We start from the raw sequence: 15,019 nt of genomic DNA, 5'->3' as shown, positions 1-15,019 counted from the left end.
TATCAGCACAAGAATCGGCAACCTCGTGCTCTGCTAGAATCCGCCTCATTAACAGCCTGAGACTCCCCCATGAGCGAGCCGATTCGTCTGACCCAATACAGCCACGGCGCCGGTTGCGGCTGCAAGATTTCCCCGCAGGTGCTGGAAGTGATTCTGGCCGGTAGCGGCGCGCAGAACCTTGATCCGAAACTGTGGGTCGGCAACGCCTCGCGCGATGATGCGGCGGTGTACGAGATCGATGCCGAGCGCGGCGTGGTTTCGACCACTGACTTTTTCATGCCGATCGTCGATGACCCGTTCGACTTCGGCCGCATTGCGGCGACCAACGCGATCAGCGATATCTACGCAATGGGCGGTGATCCGTTGATGGCGATTGCGATCCTCGGCTGGCCGGTCAATGTGCTGGCGCCGGAAGTCGCGCGCGAAGTGATTCGTGGCGGTCGTGCGGTGTGCGACGCGGCGGGCATTGCGTTGGCGGGCGGGCATTCGATCGATGCGCCAGAGCCGATTTTCGGCCTCGCCGTTACTGGCCTGGTGGAAAAACGCCACATGAAGCGCAACGACACCGCCACCGCCGGTTGCCTGCTGTACCTGACCAAACCGCTGGGCATCGGCATCCTCACCACGGCCGAGAAGAAGGGCAAATTGCGCGCCGCCGACGTTGGCGTGGCCCGCGACTGGATGTGCACGTTGAACAAGCCCGGCAGCCGTTTTGGCAAACTCGCCGGTGTCACGGCGATGACCGACGTCACTGGTTTCGGCCTGCTCGGGCATCTGGTGGAAATGGCTGATGGCAGTAAGCTCACCGCACGCATCGCCTATGACCGTGTGCCGCGTCTGGACAGCGTCGAGTATTACCTCGATCAGGGCTGTGTACCCGGCGGCACGCTGCGCAATTTCGACAGCTATGCGAGCAAGGTCGGCCGCGTGCAGGAACTGCACAAACGGGTGCTCTGCGACCCGCAAACCAGCGGTGGTCTGTTGGTTGCCGTGACGCCTGAAGGCAATGACGAGTTCCTCGCTGTCGCCGCCGAGGTGGGGCTGATTCTTGCGCCAATCGGCGAACTGGTTGAGCGACAGACGAACGCAGTCGAGGTGATTTGATGCTCCGCGACTGCACTGACTTCCGTGATATTTTCCTCAACGACCGGCCGCTGATGGATGCCCGCGCGCCGGTCGAGTTTCACAAGGGCGCGTTCCCTGGCGTGGTCAATCTGCCGCTGATGAACGACATCGAGCGGCAGAAAATCGGCACCTGCTACAAGCAACACGGCCAGCAGGCTGCCATCGAGCTGGGCCACCAATTGGTCTCTGGCGACGTCAAAGCTGAACGCATCCAGGCCTGGGCCGATTTCGCCCGGGCCCATCCTGATGGCTATCTCTATTGTTTTCGTGGCGGCTTGCGTTCGCAGATCACGCAACAGTGGCTGCGCGACGAGGCGGGCATCGACTATCCCCGCGTTGGCGGCGGCTACAAAGCGTTGCGCAACTTCCTCATTGTTACCCTCGAACAGGCCATCGCCCAGTGTGATTTCGTTTTGCTGGGCGGCATGACCGGCACCGGCAAGACTGAAGTGCTGGTGCAACTGCGCAACGGCCTGGACCTGGAAGGGCACGCCAATCATCGCGGTTCGAGCTTCGGCAAGCGCGCCACGGGTCAGCCGTCGAACATCGATTTCGAAAACCGCCTGGCCATCGACGTCCTGAAAAAACGCGACGCCGGTATCGAGCAGTTTGTGCTGGAAGATGAGAGCCGGGTGGTCGGCAGTTGCGCCTTGCCGCTGCCCTTGTATCAAGGCATGCAGCAGTACCCGATGGTCTGGCTGGAAGACAGTTTTGAAGACCGTGTGGAGCGGATCCTGCGTGATTACGTGGTGGATCTGTCAGCCGAGTTTGCGGCAGTACACGGGGAGGAAGGCTTTGCGCTGTTCTCCGAGCGCTTGCTGGAAAGCTTGAACAACGTGCAGAAGCGCCTCGGTGGCGAGCGCCATCGGCGGATGCTGCTGTTGATGGAAGAGGCTTTGATCGAGCAGGGGCGCAGCGGGGCGGTGGATCTGCATCGCGGCTGGATCGAGGGATTGCTGCGTGAGTATTACGATCCGATGTACGCGTTTCAGCGGGAGAAGAAGGGCGGGCGGATCGAGTTTGCCGGGGAGAGTGCGGCGGTGATCGATTATTTGCGCGAGCGGGTGAGCCAGAAAGATTGAGGTTGTAGTGGCTGGCCTCTTCGTTGGCAAGCCAACTCCCACAGTGTTTTGCGCTGACTGCCAATATGGGCATCACCCAAAAACCGGTGGGAGCTGGCTTGCCAGCGATGAGGCCCGACTGACAGCAAAAAACTCAGGTCGGGCAGGTTTCCTTACCATGATCCAGCCCCTGCTTGTAGCTATGGCTCTGCAGGCTGGCCTTGCCGTTGTGCCAGGTCAGGGTCAGCACGTAGAGCGAATCAAAATCGTCACCCTCCCAGTCCTTGGTGATGGTCTGCTTTTCGCCAACGGCGTTGCCGGCGACTTTGTTGATCAACTCCGGCAGGTAACCATGGGACCACGCGGTGTAAATCGTCGAGTTGTGGTACTTGTCGGCGAGCAACTCACGGGCCAGATCGCTGGTGTCGTTGGCTGAAAACTCGATGTTCACCGGCAAACCGAGCTTGATCGCTGCCGGGCTGATGGTCATCAGCGGGCGAATGTAGCTGTAGGAGTTGTCCAACTCACCTTCCTCGACATTGCGCGTCGGGTTGGCGGCGAATACGTAATCGGCTTTGCCGAATCTCTCCGGCAATACTGTCGACAGGTCGATGGCGCGATTCAGACCCTGACAATTGAGCTGACCCAGACCGCCCTCGGGCTTTTCGGCGTGGCGCAGGAACACCAGCGTCTGCGTGCCATCGACCGGCTGCGCGCGGCTCTCGCTGGATTCGAGTGACAGAAAGACCGCGCTGACCGCCAGCAGGGAGGGCAGGACCACGTAGGCGCGGTGTTTGAAACGTTTGGCGAAACTTATCAGGTTCGTCATGGAATAAGGGGTTCTTCAGCAAGTTCGATTAAGGTTGACAAACCTTTACACCACTGGCTCCCAGCACCGGGTGTTTTCCCTGTCGTGAACGGCTTCCTCTGCAACAAGTGCATAGCTCAGAGTCCTTCAAGGCCGATTTGGTTCGATCCGCGCAATGTAGCGGCACCGAGTAACCGTCAGGGGCAAAGGTTAGCCACAGGATGTTACGGTTCATGTAGAAGCTGGCGCAGGTTGCGATTTTTTAACGTGAAGAAAGGCTCAAGATCAAAAGTTCGCAGCCTGCGGCAGCTCCTACATTAATATCGGGGTTCAATTTGTGACTGGATGCTTCCCATGACCGATCTGTCCGCGTTCCCGATCACCCAGAAATGGCCGGCGCAGTACCCTGACTGGATTCAGCTCTATTCCTTGCCGACCCCCAACGGCGTCAAAGTCTCGATCATGCTCGAAGAGATCGGCCTGCCGTACGAGCCGCACAAGGTCGCTTTCGACAGCAACGATCAGTTGTCCCCGGCGTTTCTGTCGCTAAACCCGAACAACAAGATCCCGGCGATTCTCGATCCGCATGGCCCGGAAGATCAGCCGCTGCCGTTGTTCGAATCCGGCGCGATCCTGATTTATCTGGCCGACAAGAGCGGTCAGTTACTGGCGCAGGAAGGTGCGCTGCGCTACGAAACCATCCAGTGGCTGATGTTTCAGATGGGGGGTATTGGCCCGATGTTCGGCCAGTTGGGTTTCTTCAACAAGTTCGCTGGCAAGGACTACGAGGACAAGCGTCCGCGTGACCGCTACGTCGATGAAAGCAAACGCCTGCTCAAGGTGCTCGACACACGCCTGGAAGGCCGCGACTGGCTGATGGGCGAGCGCTACACCATTGCCGACATCGCGACGTTCCCGTGGGTGCGCAACCTGATCGGTTTTTATGAGGCGGGCGACCTGGTCGGCATTCAGAATTTCCCGAATGTCACCCGCGTGCTGGAGCGCTTCCTTTCTCGTCCGGCCGTCATCCGAGGCCTGACCATCCCGTCCTGACACCGCACACAACCCCTGTAGGAGTGAGCCTGCTCGCGATGGCATTGTGTCAGTCGACATCAACGTTGACTGATACACCGCCATCGCGAGCAGGCTCACTCCTACAAGGGATGTGCACAATCCGGAGGATTATTGCGCGCTCGGTAATGCACTCTTGATTGATCCAGGTTTGTACGCCAACCCCCGCAAGGCATAAGCTTCGCCCCCTACGACTTTCGTCTCATCTGCCGTTTTTTCAGGAAAGGCCCCATGTCCAGTCAGTTCCCCGAAGCACGTCCCCGCCGTCTGCGCCGCAATGCGAGCCTGCGCAGCCTGTTCCAGGAAACCGAATTCAGCCTGAACGATCTGGTGCTGCCGATTTTCGTCGAGGAAGAAATCGATGACTTCGTGCCGATCAAGAGCATGCCCGGCGTGATGCGTATTCCCGAGCGCAAACTGGCCGGCGAGATCGAGCGTTACGCCCGTGCCGGCATCAAGTCGGTGATGACCTTCGGCGTATCGCATCATCTGGACGGCAACGGCAGCGACACCTGGCGCGAAGACGGTCTGGTTTCGCGCATGTCGCGCATTGCCAAGGATGCTGTGCCGGAAATGATCGTGATGTCCGACACCTGCTTCTGCGAATACACCGACCACGGCCACTGTGGCGTGATGCACAACCATGAAGTCGACAACGACCAGACGCTGATCAACCTCGGCAAACAGGCCGTCGCGGCAGCCCGCGCCGGTGCTGACGTGATCGCGCCGTCGGCAGCGATGGACGGTCAGGTGCGAGCAATTCGCCAGGCGCTGGACGCCGCCGGGTTCACGCAGATTCCGATCATGGCGTATTCGACCAAGTTTGCTTCGGCACTGTACGGCCCGTTCCGCGAAGCGGGTGGCAGTGCGCTGAAGGGCGACCGCAAAAGCTATCAGATGAACCCGATGAACCGTCGTGAAGCCCTGCGCGAATCGCTGCTCGACGAGCAGGAAGGCGCCGATGCACTGATGGTCAAACCGGCCGGTGCGTACCTGGACATCATCCGTGATATTCGCGAAGCCTCGAACCTGCCGCTGTCGGCCTATCAGGTCAGCGGCGAGTACGCGATGATCAAGTTCGGCGCGCAGGCCGGGGCGATTGATGAAGATCGTGTGGTGCGCGAAAGCCTTGGCGCGATCAAGCGGGCGGGTGCGGATCTGATCTTCACCTACTTTGCGATGGACCTGGCCCTGGCCGGGATCTAAGCAACACCGCAAATCCAAATGTAGGAGTGAGCCTGCTCGCGATGGCGGTGTGTCAGTCGAATTATTGGTGAATGACACGCCGCCATCGCGAGCAGGCTCACTCCTACAGGGGATTGTGGTGTGTCAGGGACAACTAAAGAACGGCCGGATGCCGTGATCGCGGAAGTAGCGTTCGATCACTTTTGGATCAGCACTGTTGTCGGCAATCGCCACGTACGTATCCGGGCGCAGCAGGTAAAAGCCGTTGCGCCCCAATCCCGCCGTTTCAAACGCCGGCCGCCAGTCGAACACGTGCAACGGTAGATGGTGTTCGTGGCACCAGGCGATCATCTCGTCGCTGGTGTCACCGTACACATGCACCTGCCAGCACGGCTGGCGCAGCGGTTCATAATTATCCCCCTCGCCATCATGCGCCCACGGCAAGCGGTCGCCGCCGTGAACATGGCCGGCCTCGCCCTGGCTGAGCAGCATGCCGCGATAGTTGAGGGTGACTTGCGATACGGTGCGAAAGAGGAATTCACGGCTCGCTTCGAATGACGCCATTTTCGGGATCAGGAACGGTGCCAGCCGTGTGCGCAGCAAGTCAGCGAGGCGGCCCTCGGCGGTGACGAAGCTGAACACCTTGTCGGTGGTCGAGACCAATCGCCGGGCGAAGGCGATGCGTTCGGTTTCGTAGCTGTCGAGCAACTTGGCCGTTGCCGCACCGCTGAGCACGGCCGCCAGCTTCCACGCCAGATTGATCGCATCGCCAATCCCGGTGTTCATGCCCTGACCACCGGCCGGGCTGTGCACATGCGCCGCATCTCCCAGCAAGAATGCCCGACCGCCGCGAAAGTGCTCGGCCACGCGGTGGTGCACGCGGTAGGTGGAAAACCAGTGGACGTCTTCGATGTGCACTTTCAAGTGGTCGATGGCGCGGCTGCTGACATCGGAAAACGCCAGGGTTTCGGCACGGTCTGCGCGTTCGTCACGCACCGTGCCGATCAGCCTGGCGCGGCCTGCGCCAGCCAGCGGGAACACCGCGAGAAAATCCGCCTCGTCGAGGTCCAGATGCAATTCGCCATTGATCGCCGGGCCGCTGGCCTGCACGTCTGCGACGTAGAAAATCTGCTGATAAGTGCCGCCGGGGAAACCGGCATCGAGGGCTTTGCGCACCACCGAACGGGCGCCGTCGCAGCCCGCCAGATAGCAGGCCTGGCAGACTTCCTGCGCGCCATCGGGGCGACGTAAATGGGCGGTGAGGCCGTCGCCGGTTTCGTCGAAGCTGTCCAGCGTGGTTTCGCGTTCGACGCTGACGCCATAGTCGGCGAGGCGCTCGATCAGCAACTGTTCGTGTTGATCCTGCGGAAAAATTTCGACAAACGCGTAGGGCGTCAGGCCCTCGCCGATACGATTGAGCGGCAGTTGCGCGACCGGTTTGCCGTTGACCCAGAAATTCGCCGCCGCGACCCGGTGGCCGCTGCGCACGATGGTATCGGACAGGTCCAGTTGCCGATACAACTCCAGCGTCCGCGCTTGCACCGCCAGCGCCCGGGAGGTGGTACCGGGTGCGGAAGTCTTGTCGATGATGCGCACGCGCACGCCGAGTTTGCTCAGCCACAGGGCCAGCACCAGGCCGGTGGGGCCGGCGCCGATGATCAGAACGTCGCTGCGGTTCATGAGTTTGTTCTCCTCACGGGGTGCAGCAAGTATGGATCAGAAGGTCGGGCTGGCCAGTTCTGCTCGCGATGAGGCCGGAAAATCCCCCGCAAAACAAAAAAAGGCCCCGCAGCCATCAAAGCCGCGGAGCCTTTTTCCTGACGGTGACGCTTAGAAGTCGATCGTCCCCGACAACTTCGCCACGCGCGGTTCGCCCTGGGTCAGGTAACCGCCCTGAGCCGATTCCCAGTACTTCTTGTTCGCCAGGTTTTCCACGCCCAGACGCACGGTCACGTCCTTCTCCGAAACCTTGAACGCATAACGCGCACCCGCATCGAAGCGATTCCAGGTCGGCAGGCTCAAGTTGTTCGCCGCGTCAGCATATTGGCCGCCGGTGCGCAGCATCCGCGCATTCAGCGCTACGCCTTGCAGGCCGGGCACGTCCCAGTCGGCGCCGGCGTTGAACTGGAAGGTCGGCACACCAATCGCACGGTTGCCGTCGTTGGCGCCGTTCTGGGTATTTTTCAGTTCGGTGTCCATCAGGGTCAGGCCGCTGATCAGGCGCAGGCCGCTGATCGGCTCGCCGAACACGTTCATTTCCACGCCTTTGTTGACTTGCTCGCCTTCACGCACATAACGCGACGTGTTGGCGTCGATGATTTCCGAGTAACCGTCGCTCGGCTGTTCGATGCGATAAACACCCAAGCTTGCACCGTAGGTGCCCATGTCGACTTTCACCCCGGCTTCGGTCTGCTTCGAGCGTGCCGGTGCGTAGGCTTCGTTGCCGTTGATCACGACGCGCGAGCCGGACGTGGTCGGCGACGTCGGCCCTTGCGCCAGGCCTTCGATGTGGTTGGCGTAGAACGAAACATGCTCCCACGGCTTGAACACGATGCCGTACACCGGCGTGGTGATCGATTCGTCGTAGCTGGAAGAACGCGGGCCGCTGCCGTAGCTGGCGTAGCTGTAACCTTGCACGACCAATTGCTGGCGACGCAGACCGGCGGTGATCAGCAGGCGATCATCGAAGAAACCGAGGGTGTCGGAGATCGCGAGGCTACGGTTGAAGGTCTTGCCGACGATGCCCGGATCGCTGTTGTCGCCACCGGCGAAGTTGCCGACCGGCGACGGGGTTTCCACCGGGTGGTAGATGTTGTTGGCGTATTTGGTCAGGTCGAAGTCATAGGCGCTGCGCTGTTCAGCCCAGATGCCGGTCAGGCCGAAATTCAGCTTGTGGCTGACGGCGCCGGTGTTGAACTTGCCGTTAAGGCCGGCCATGACGCTGGTGTTGTCTTCGTCATGGGGGATAAACGAGCCAGTGGTGGTCGATGCACCCGTGTTGCCGACCAGCGTGGTCGAGTTGTAGCGCCCGACTTCGCGGGTGTGCTTGGCGCCACCCGCGGCGTAGGCGGTCCAGTTGTCGTTCAGATCGTACTCGGCGCGGAGCATGCCGAAGGTGTCTTCGATGTCGGTGTAGCCCCACTTCGGCGCGTAGTTGGTGTCGGCCGACGGTGCGTCCGGAATGTGCGTGGCGGTGCCGAGGTTGACCGAGTTGCGACCACCGTTGACGCGTTCTTTCTGGTAGGCGAAGTCACCGGAAATGCGCAGGGCGTCGCCGCGATAATCGAGGCCGATGGCGAACAGTTTCGAGCGTTGGTTTTCGTGGTCGATGGCGGTGTCGCCTTCGCGCTGGGACAGGTTGACCCGCGCGCCGAAGCGGTTGTCTTCACCGAAGCGCTGACCGAGGTCGAGGTGCTGACCGATGCGGCCTTCGCTGTTGATGTCGGTGGTGTAGCGGCGCAGTGGCACGTCGCCGGCGCGTTTTGGCTGCAAATTGACGCCGCCACCGATGCCGGAGCCGGTCGGGGTCACGCCGTTGACGAAGGCATTCGGGCCTTTGAACACTTCCACACGCTCCAGCGCGTCAGTGGAAATGATCTGCCGTGGCAGTACGCCGTACAGGCCGTTATAGGAAATGTCGTCGCCGTTCAGCGGCAAACCGCGAATCATGAAGACCTGCGATTGGTTGGAGAACCCCGAAGCCTGGCGTACCGACGAGTCGTTGAGCAGCACATCGGCGACGTCTTCGGCCTGTTGATCCTGAATCAGTTGCTCGGTATAGGACGCGGCGCTGAACGGCACGTCCATCATGTCTTGATTGCCCAACACGCCGAGCTGACCGCCACGCGCGACCTGACCACCGGCGTAAACCGGTGGCAAGGCATTTGGCGTCGGCGCCTGGGCGTTGATGTTGACGTTGTCGAGCACCAGCTCGTTGCTATCGCCTTCGGCGGCGTAAGCGGTGACAGTCAGGGAGCACAGCAGGGCGAGAAGCGTTGGGCGAAAAGGGACGGCGAGTCGAGCAGGAGCGGGCATTTTTATACCTGGAGGCGCACGGCCAATGGGAAAAAATAAGGGCGGCGCGGGAACTCCTTGCGCAAATGCGACTCCAGGCGCAAATGATAGGTTTTCTCAGTAACGTTTTGCAATCAGTTTGTCATCAGTCGCTGAAACCTCTAATCCAAGGCTTGATTTGCTTCCTTGTGGCGAGGGATTTATCCCCGATGGACTGCGCAGCAGTCCCCTTGGAAATCAAAAGCGGGGCCGCTTCGCGCCCCATCGGGGATAAATCCCCTCGCCACAGATAAATTCCCTCACAGCAAGGTCAGTGTGAGTCTGGCTTGTGGAATACCATTGAACGTATGGTGAACCGGGCACAACGGACTGGATGAAGCTTCATGCACAACTTTCGATTACCGATCACGCTCGCCGCACTGCTGGTACTCGGCGGTTGCGCCAGTCAGCGCAGCGATGAACCCGCACCGCGTGCGCCGAATGAAGTGAAGGCCGAAATCGTGCGGCTGATGCCGGCGAAAACTGCCGATCGACAAGGCTGGGCCACCGATATTTATGCAGCGTTTGCCGCGCAAGGCATCAGTCCGACCACCCAAAACCTGTGCTCGGTGCTGGCGGTGGCCGAACAGGAATCGACCTTTCAAGCCGATCCGACCGTGCCGGGCCTCGGCAAAATCGCCCGTGACGAAATCGACCGTCGCGCCGCCAAAGTGCACATCCCCAGCCTGTTGGTCAGTGGCGCGCTGCAAGTTCGCTCGACCAATGGCAAAACCTACAGCGAACGCCTGAGCGCCGCGCGCAGCGAAAAGGAACTCAGCGCCATTTTCGATGATTTCATCGGCAGAGTGCCCATGGGCCGCACGCTGTTTGGCGGTTTCAACCCGGTGCACACCGGCGGGCCGATGCAAGTCAGCATCGAATTCGCCGAGCAGCACGCCAAGGGTTACCCGTACCCGGTGGACGGCACGATCCGCCACGAAGTGTTCAGCCGTCGCGGCGGCATGTATTTCGGCATCGCGCATTTGCTCGGCTACCCGGTGAGTTACCGCGAACCGCTGTATCGCTTCGCCGACTTCAATGCCGGGTGGTACGCCAGTCGTAATGCGGCATTCCAGAATGCCGTCAGCCGTGCCTCGGGCATCCCGCTGGCGCTGGATGGCGATTTGATTCGTTACGACTCGATCATGCCTGGCAGCACGGAACTGGCGGTGCGCACCCTTGGCAAGTCGTTGGGCATGCGCAATCCGACCATTCGCGATCAACTGGACAAAGGCAAAACCCTGGAATTCGAAGAGACCAAACTCTATCAACGGGTATTCGAGTTGGCGGAGAAGGCCGAAGGCAAGTCATTGCCGCGTGCGGTGTTGCCGGGGATCGTCCTGCAAAGCCCGAAAATCACCCGCAAACTGACCACGGCCTGGTTCGCCAAACGGGTGGATGAGCGTTACAAACGCTGCATGGCCAAGGCCGGCTGATTCCCGCAGACGTAAAAAACCCGGCTGCGGGAGCCGGGTTTCTCTGGGTTGTTGCATTGAAGCCATCCATTCAAACGGCGCGGCGTTCAAGCAGACGATCCGAACCACCTTCAGCAACGCGGCGTTCGATCAGACGATCGGAACCACCTTCAGCGACGCGGCGTTCAAGCAGACGATCCGAACCACCTTCAGCGACGCGGCGTTCGATCAGACGATCCGAACCACCTTCAGCAACGCGGCGTTCAAGCAGACGATCCGAGCCACCTTCAGCGACGCGGCGTTCAAGCAGACGATCCGAGCCACCTTCAGCCACACGGCTTTCAATCAGTTTGTCCGAACCGCCTTCAGCGATCATCGTGTGGGTCGGGGTAGCGGCGAAAGCGTTAACTGCGAAAACCGAGAAAGCGATGCTGAGAAGAGTTTGGCGTTTCATGATGGTGTGCTCCGGGGGTGTTGTTGGTTGGTATGGAGCCGATCTTACGCCGGGGATTTTTTATGAGAACTTCATTGCCGTGATGGTGAACATCGACGGCAATGATGATTGCCGGCACCCCCGCGCCAGAGCCCTACAACACCTTCACCGCACGCCCGATCGCCTGAATCGGCCCGGTCGGTTTGCCGATTGGCGAGCCATTGGCACCTTCAAGCGTCAACTCGAATAGCTGATTCGGTTGCAGCGGCGGCAGCTTGTCCAGCGGCACCGACAACGCCTGTCCCGGTTTGACCAACCCCAGCGACACCGGCCCTTGCCAACCGTCAGCCTTGGTCCAGAACTCCAGCGCCTTGTCCGCCGGCACCTCGACCACGCCCAGTGGAATCAACTGAATCTCCCGCGAATTGCTGGCCTGGATCACCCAGCCCGGCGCCTTGTCCTGCGGCGCCACCAACACCACCAGATAATTCGGCTTCGGCGTGGTCTGGGTCAGCAGGATCGCGCCCAGGATCAACGTCGCGGCCAATCCGGCAGCGCTCAGGCCACGCCACAACGGCAGCAGATTCCACCATGAGGTGGCAGGCGTTTTTGCGTGAAGCGTTCAACGCTGCGTTCGATCCGTTGCCACAACTGTGCCGACGGTTGTTGAGGCGCGGCGAAATCCGTCAGTTCCAAAAGCCGCCGCTCCCAGGCATCCACTGCCGCACGCAGTGGCGGCTCATGCGTCAGACGTTTCTGCACCTCGCTGCGCTGTTCGGCCGAGAGCGTGCCGAGCACATATTCGCTGGCCAGTTCATCGCGTTCTTGCGCCGATTCAGTGGTCATCCCATGCACTCCCGCAAGGCGTTGAGGCTGCGCTTGATCCAGGCTTTGACCGTGCCCAGCGGCGTGTCGAGGCGTGTGGCAATCTGCGCGTGCGAATAACCGTCGACATAGGCGTGCAGGATGCAGCGCCGACGCTGCGGATCGAGTTGTTCAAGGCAGCGGTGAATACGCGCCGAATGTGCGTGGGCGTCGAAGCCATCATCCTCTGACAGCGCTGCATGTTCTTCGCTGAACGGCGTTTCCCGGCCATGGTCGCGCAGCAGATTCAACGCCAGGTGCCGGGTCACGCTGAACATCCAGCCTCGCGCCGAACCGCGTGCCGGATCAAACCCCGCCGCGCCGTTCCAGATCTTGATGAACGCCTCATGAACAATGTCCTCGGCCAGCGCCGTATCGCGCACCAGCCGCTTGGCCACGCCGAGCAGGCGCGGGCCTTCCTGCACATACAAATCGCGCAGGGCCGCACGCTCGCCGCGCGCGCAGGCAGCAAGACGGGCTTCGTAATCAAACACGGATTCGGGCAAAGACATGTCGTGCAATCTAGCTCACATTCCAGCAAACATCCAGACAACCCGATTCCCTTTGTAGGCCTTCGCCTGCTCGCGATAGCGGAGTGTCAGCCGAAATATTTTTCACTGATACACCGCTATCGCGAGCAGGCGAAGGCCTACAGGGATTTGTGGTGAGTACTGGAGTCAGTTCACGGCCCAGAAGATGTAATCGGCCTGGTACTTCACCACTTCCTGTTTGCCCTTGTTCGCCGCTGTGCATTCGCTGCCCGGCGCTACGCCGCCCTTGAGGGCGACGCGCTGGATGTAACTCACGCCCGTCATGGCACCTTTGCCTTCGGCCGGGTTGGCCTTGACCAACTGATAGGGCAGGTTGCCCGGGCTCGATGGCGCCACGGCCAATTGCGTGCCGGTGACTTTTGAACCGTCCTTGGCCTGCCAGGTGGCGGGTGGACCAAAGTAGGTGCCGACCTGTTTGCCGCTGCGATCGTTGAGCACCGCTTTCGGGCCGACGAAGGTCCACTCGGTCTGCCCGGCGACGTTGGGCTTGTCGCGGCACTCGTAGGTGATCTCGCCAACGCCGGTGGTTTCCATCGCGATCTTGTGGCCATCCGGGACTTTGATCGCGTCGGGATAACTGCTTTGAGCGAAGGTCGTCGAGGTGACAGCGAGCAAACCGGTGAGGCCAATCAGCTGGGTAATGTTCATCAGTGTGTTTCTCCGAAAAGGGTAAACCGCTGACAGCCGAAGAGGGCTGTTACAGGGACTACCCATGGCGGAGGCGTTTGGATGCAGTGCCCGGAAAATAAATTTCAAACCCCACTGACCTTCCCTGTGGGAGCGAGCCTGCTCGCGAAGGCGCCGGATCAGTCAGCACTTATGTGACTGACACACCGTATTCGCGAGCAGGCTCGCTCCCACAGGGATTTTTGTCAGTCTTCAGGCCGGAGGCTTTCAGAAGTTCCTGGGTGTAGGGGTGTTTGGGCGCAGCGAAAATCTCCCGTGACGAACCCTGCTCAACGACTTTGCCATCCTTGATCACCATCAAGTCATGTGCCAAGGCATGCACCACCGCCAGGTCATGGCTGATGAACAGGTATGTCAGCCCATGCTTGATCTGCAACTGCCGCAACAGCTCCACCACCTGTTTTTGCACCGTGCGATCCAGCGCCGAGGTCGGCTCATCCAGTAGAATCAGCGCCGGTTCCAACACCAGGGCGCGGGCGATGGAGATACGCTGGCGCTGACCGCCGGAAAATTCATGGGGGTAACGATGACGGCTTTTCGGATCGAGCCCGACTTCTTCCAGTACGCGAATCACTGCCGCCTCGCGCTCAGCCTCGGTGCCGATGCCATGGGTCAACAAGCCCTCGGCAATGATCTGTTGCACCGACATCCTTGGGCTTAGGCTGCCGAACGGATCCTGAAACACCACCTGAATCTGCCGCCGCAATGGCCGCATCAAACGTTGATTGAGCAGGCTCAGTTGCTTGTTGCCGAAACGAATATTGCCCTCCGATTCCACCAATCGCAGGATCGCCTGGCCCAGCGTCGATTTGCCCGAGCCGGACTCGCCAACAATGCCCAGCGTCTTGCCCCGTTGCAGGGTGAAGCTCACGCCGTCCACCGCTTTGATGTAGTCCTGCTGACGGCTGAACAACGCTTTGGGCAATGGAAACCAGACCTTCAGATCATCCACCTCCAACAGGTTGTGATCGAACTGGCTCGGCACCGGCGCACCGCTCGGTTCGGCCTCGATCAGCAAACGGCTGTAGGGATGCTGCGGTGCGCGGAACAGCGTTTCGCAATCAGCCGCTTCGACGACTTCACCGTGACGCATCACGCAGACCCGCTGCGCGATGCGCCGCACCAGATTGAGGTCATGGCTGATCAACAGCAGTGACATGCCGAGCCTTTGCTGCAGCTCGATCAACAGTTCGAGAATCTTTTGCTGCACGGTCACGTCCAGCGCGGTAGTCGGCTCATCGGCGATCAACAGTTCTGGCTCATTGGCCAACGCCATGGCGATCATCACCCTTTGTCGCTGCCCACCGGAGAGCTGATGTGGATAGGCTTTCAAGCGCTGCAAAGGCTGGCGAATGCCGACCAGCTCAAGTAACTGCAAAGTCCGTTCGCGGGCAGCGCGGCCCTTCAGGCCTTTATGAATCTCCAGCACTTCACTGACTTGCTTTTCCACCGTGTGCAGCGGATTCAGCGAAGTCATCGGCTCCTGGAAAATCATTGCAATCCGGTTGCCACGCAAACCGCGCATCTGCTGCTCGCTGGCGTGCAACAAGTCCACGCCGTTGTAGCTGATCGAACCGCTGCTGCTAACGTTTTTGCCTGGCAGCAAACGCAGGATCGAATGCGCCGTCACCGACTTGCCTGAACCCGATTCACCAACCAGCGCCAAACACTCACCCCGACGAATATCCAGGTTCAAACCGTGCACCACTTCCTGCCCGGCAAAGGCAACGCGCAGGTCACGTATCTCGATCAAATGGTCTTTCATC

The 15,019-nt window shown here is 60.3% G+C and carries 12 protein-coding genes and 1 pseudogene; 5 read left to right on the top strand and 8 right to left on the bottom strand.

The features are described 5' to 3' along the window. The first annotated feature begins 69 nt into the window (after window positions 1-69). Window positions 70-1,104 carry a selenide, water dikinase SelD gene (gene selD, locus JFT91_RS16535; RefSeq protein ID WP_201233087.1) on the top strand — a complete coding sequence of 345 codons (1,035 nt, stop codon included), beginning with the start codon at window positions 70-72 and terminating at the stop codon, window positions 1,102-1,104. Then, window positions 1,104-2,207 carry a tRNA 2-selenouridine(34) synthase MnmH gene (gene mnmH / locus JFT91_RS16530; RefSeq protein WP_201204809.1) on the top strand — a complete coding sequence of 368 codons (1,104 nt, stop codon included), beginning with the start codon at window positions 1,104-1,106 and terminating at the stop codon, window positions 2,205-2,207. The genes selD and mnmH overlap by 1 nt, the downstream gene beginning before the upstream one ends. Window positions 2,208-2,340: 133 nt before the next feature. Here the strand turns inward: mnmH and JFT91_RS16525 are convergent, their stop codons facing one another. Beyond that, window positions 2,341-3,015, bottom strand: a complete 675-nt coding sequence (locus tag JFT91_RS16525) for a histidine phosphatase family protein (RefSeq protein ID WP_201233086.1) — start codon at window positions 3,013-3,015, stop codon at window positions 2,341-2,343. Window positions 3,016-3,348: 333 nt separating this feature from the next. Here JFT91_RS16525 and JFT91_RS16520 point away from each other — a divergent pair, with 333 nt between their 5' ends. Then, window positions 3,349-4,047: a glutathione binding-like protein gene (locus JFT91_RS16520; RefSeq protein WP_201233085.1), complete on the top strand. Its 699-nt coding sequence runs from the start codon at window positions 3,349-3,351 to the stop codon at window positions 4,045-4,047. Window positions 4,048-4,296: 249 nt separating this feature from the next. Next, entirely contained in the window at window positions 4,297-5,271 is a 975-nt protein-coding gene (hemB, locus tag JFT91_RS16515; RefSeq protein WP_201226485.1) for a porphobilinogen synthase, read from the top strand. 123 nt (window positions 5,272-5,394) lie between these two features. Here hemB and JFT91_RS16510 read toward each other — a convergent pair whose 3' ends face one another. After that, window positions 5,395-6,930 (bottom strand): FAD-dependent oxidoreductase, encoded by a 1,536-nt coding sequence (locus JFT91_RS16510; protein WP_201233084.1) that lies wholly within the window; start codon window positions 6,928-6,930, stop codon window positions 5,395-5,397. 150 nt (window positions 6,931-7,080) lie between these two features. Continuing rightward, on the bottom strand, window positions 7,081-9,285 hold the full coding sequence (locus tag JFT91_RS16505; RefSeq protein ID WP_201204803.1) for a TonB-dependent receptor: 2,205 nt from the start codon (window positions 9,283-9,285) through the stop codon (window positions 7,081-7,083). A 362-nt stretch (window positions 9,286-9,647) separates the two neighbouring features. Here JFT91_RS16505 and JFT91_RS16500 point away from each other — a divergent pair, with 362 nt between their 5' ends. Further along, window positions 9,648-10,739, top strand: a complete 1,092-nt coding sequence (locus JFT91_RS16500; RefSeq protein ID WP_201233082.1) for a DUF1615 domain-containing protein — start codon at window positions 9,648-9,650, stop codon at window positions 10,737-10,739. 70 nt (window positions 10,740-10,809) lie between these two features. Here the strand turns inward: JFT91_RS16500 and JFT91_RS16495 are convergent, their stop codons facing one another. The 5 genes and pseudogenes from JFT91_RS16495 to JFT91_RS16475 form a co-directional block, all read right to left on the bottom strand. Continuing rightward, the gene (locus JFT91_RS16495; RefSeq protein ID WP_201233081.1) at window positions 10,810-11,172 is read right to left on the bottom strand and encodes a hypothetical protein; all 363 of its coding nucleotides are present in this window, start codon (window positions 11,170-11,172) and stop codon (window positions 10,810-10,812) included. 133 nt (window positions 11,173-11,305) lie between these two features. After that, window positions 11,306-11,997 (bottom strand): annotated as a pseudogene (locus JFT91_RS16490) (anti-sigma factor). Continuing rightward, window positions 11,994-12,527, bottom strand: a complete 534-nt coding sequence (locus JFT91_RS16485) for a sigma-70 family RNA polymerase sigma factor (RefSeq protein WP_201204795.1) — start codon at window positions 12,525-12,527, stop codon at window positions 11,994-11,996. Before JFT91_RS16485 ends, JFT91_RS16490 begins: the two are co-directional and overlap by 4 nt. Window positions 12,528-12,692: 165 nt before the next feature. Next, window positions 12,693-13,214, bottom strand: coding sequence for a DUF3455 domain-containing protein (locus tag JFT91_RS16480; protein WP_201204793.1), 522 nt, complete (start codon window positions 13,212-13,214; stop codon window positions 12,693-12,695). 169 nt (window positions 13,215-13,383) lie between these two features. Continuing rightward, a complete protein-coding gene (locus tag JFT91_RS16475; protein ID WP_201233080.1) occupies window positions 13,384-15,018 on the bottom strand; it encodes an ABC transporter ATP-binding protein in 1,635 nt (544 codons plus the stop codon). Window position 15,019 lies beyond the last annotated feature (1 nt).

The organism is Pseudomonas sp. TH08 (assembly GCF_016651275.1).
GTDB lineage: Bacteria > Pseudomonadota > Gammaproteobacteria > Pseudomonadales > Pseudomonadaceae > Aquipseudomonas.
The sequence above is the reverse complement of the archived record's forward strand: the minus strand, read 5'-3'. Positions and strand labels throughout refer to the sequence as shown.

What these genes read in the sequence shown, in the direction of transcription:
- JFT91_RS16510 (WP_201233084.1), bottom strand. Translation starts at nt 6,930, where the DNA reads ATGAACCGCAGCGACGTTCTGATCATCGGCGCCGGCCCCACCGGCCTG.
- JFT91_RS16500 (WP_201233082.1), top strand. Translation starts at nt 9,648, where the DNA reads ATGCACAACTTTCGATTACCGATCACGCTCGCCGCACTGCTGGTACTC.
- JFT91_RS16480 (WP_201204793.1), bottom strand. Translation starts at nt 13,214, where the DNA reads ATGAACATTACCCAGCTGATTGGCCTCACCGGTTTGCTCGCTGTCACC.
- selD (WP_201233087.1), top strand. Translation starts at nt 70, where the DNA reads ATGAGCGAGCCGATTCGTCTGACCCAATACAGCCACGGCGCCGGTTGC.
- JFT91_RS16485 (WP_201204795.1), bottom strand. Translation starts at nt 12,527, where the DNA reads ATGTCTTTGCCCGAATCCGTGTTTGATTACGAAGCCCGTCTTGCTGCC.
- mnmH (WP_201204809.1), top strand. Translation starts at nt 1,104, where the DNA reads ATGCTCCGCGACTGCACTGACTTCCGTGATATTTTCCTCAACGACCGG.
- JFT91_RS16525 (WP_201233086.1), bottom strand. Translation starts at nt 3,015, where the DNA reads ATGACGAACCTGATAAGTTTCGCCAAACGTTTCAAACACCGCGCCTAC.
- JFT91_RS16505 (WP_201204803.1), bottom strand. Translation starts at nt 9,285, where the DNA reads ATGCCCGCTCCTGCTCGACTCGCCGTCCCTTTTCGCCCAACGCTTCTC.
- JFT91_RS16520 (WP_201233085.1), top strand. Translation starts at nt 3,349, where the DNA reads ATGACCGATCTGTCCGCGTTCCCGATCACCCAGAAATGGCCGGCGCAG.
- JFT91_RS16475 (WP_201233080.1), bottom strand. Translation starts at nt 15,018, where the DNA reads ATGAAAGACCATTTGATCGAGATACGTGACCTGCGCGTTGCCTTTGCC.
- JFT91_RS16495 (WP_201233081.1), bottom strand. Translation starts at nt 11,172, where the DNA reads ATGAAACGCCAAACTCTTCTCAGCATCGCTTTCTCGGTTTTCGCAGTT.
- hemB (WP_201226485.1), top strand. Translation starts at nt 4,297, where the DNA reads ATGTCCAGTCAGTTCCCCGAAGCACGTCCCCGCCGTCTGCGCCGCAAT.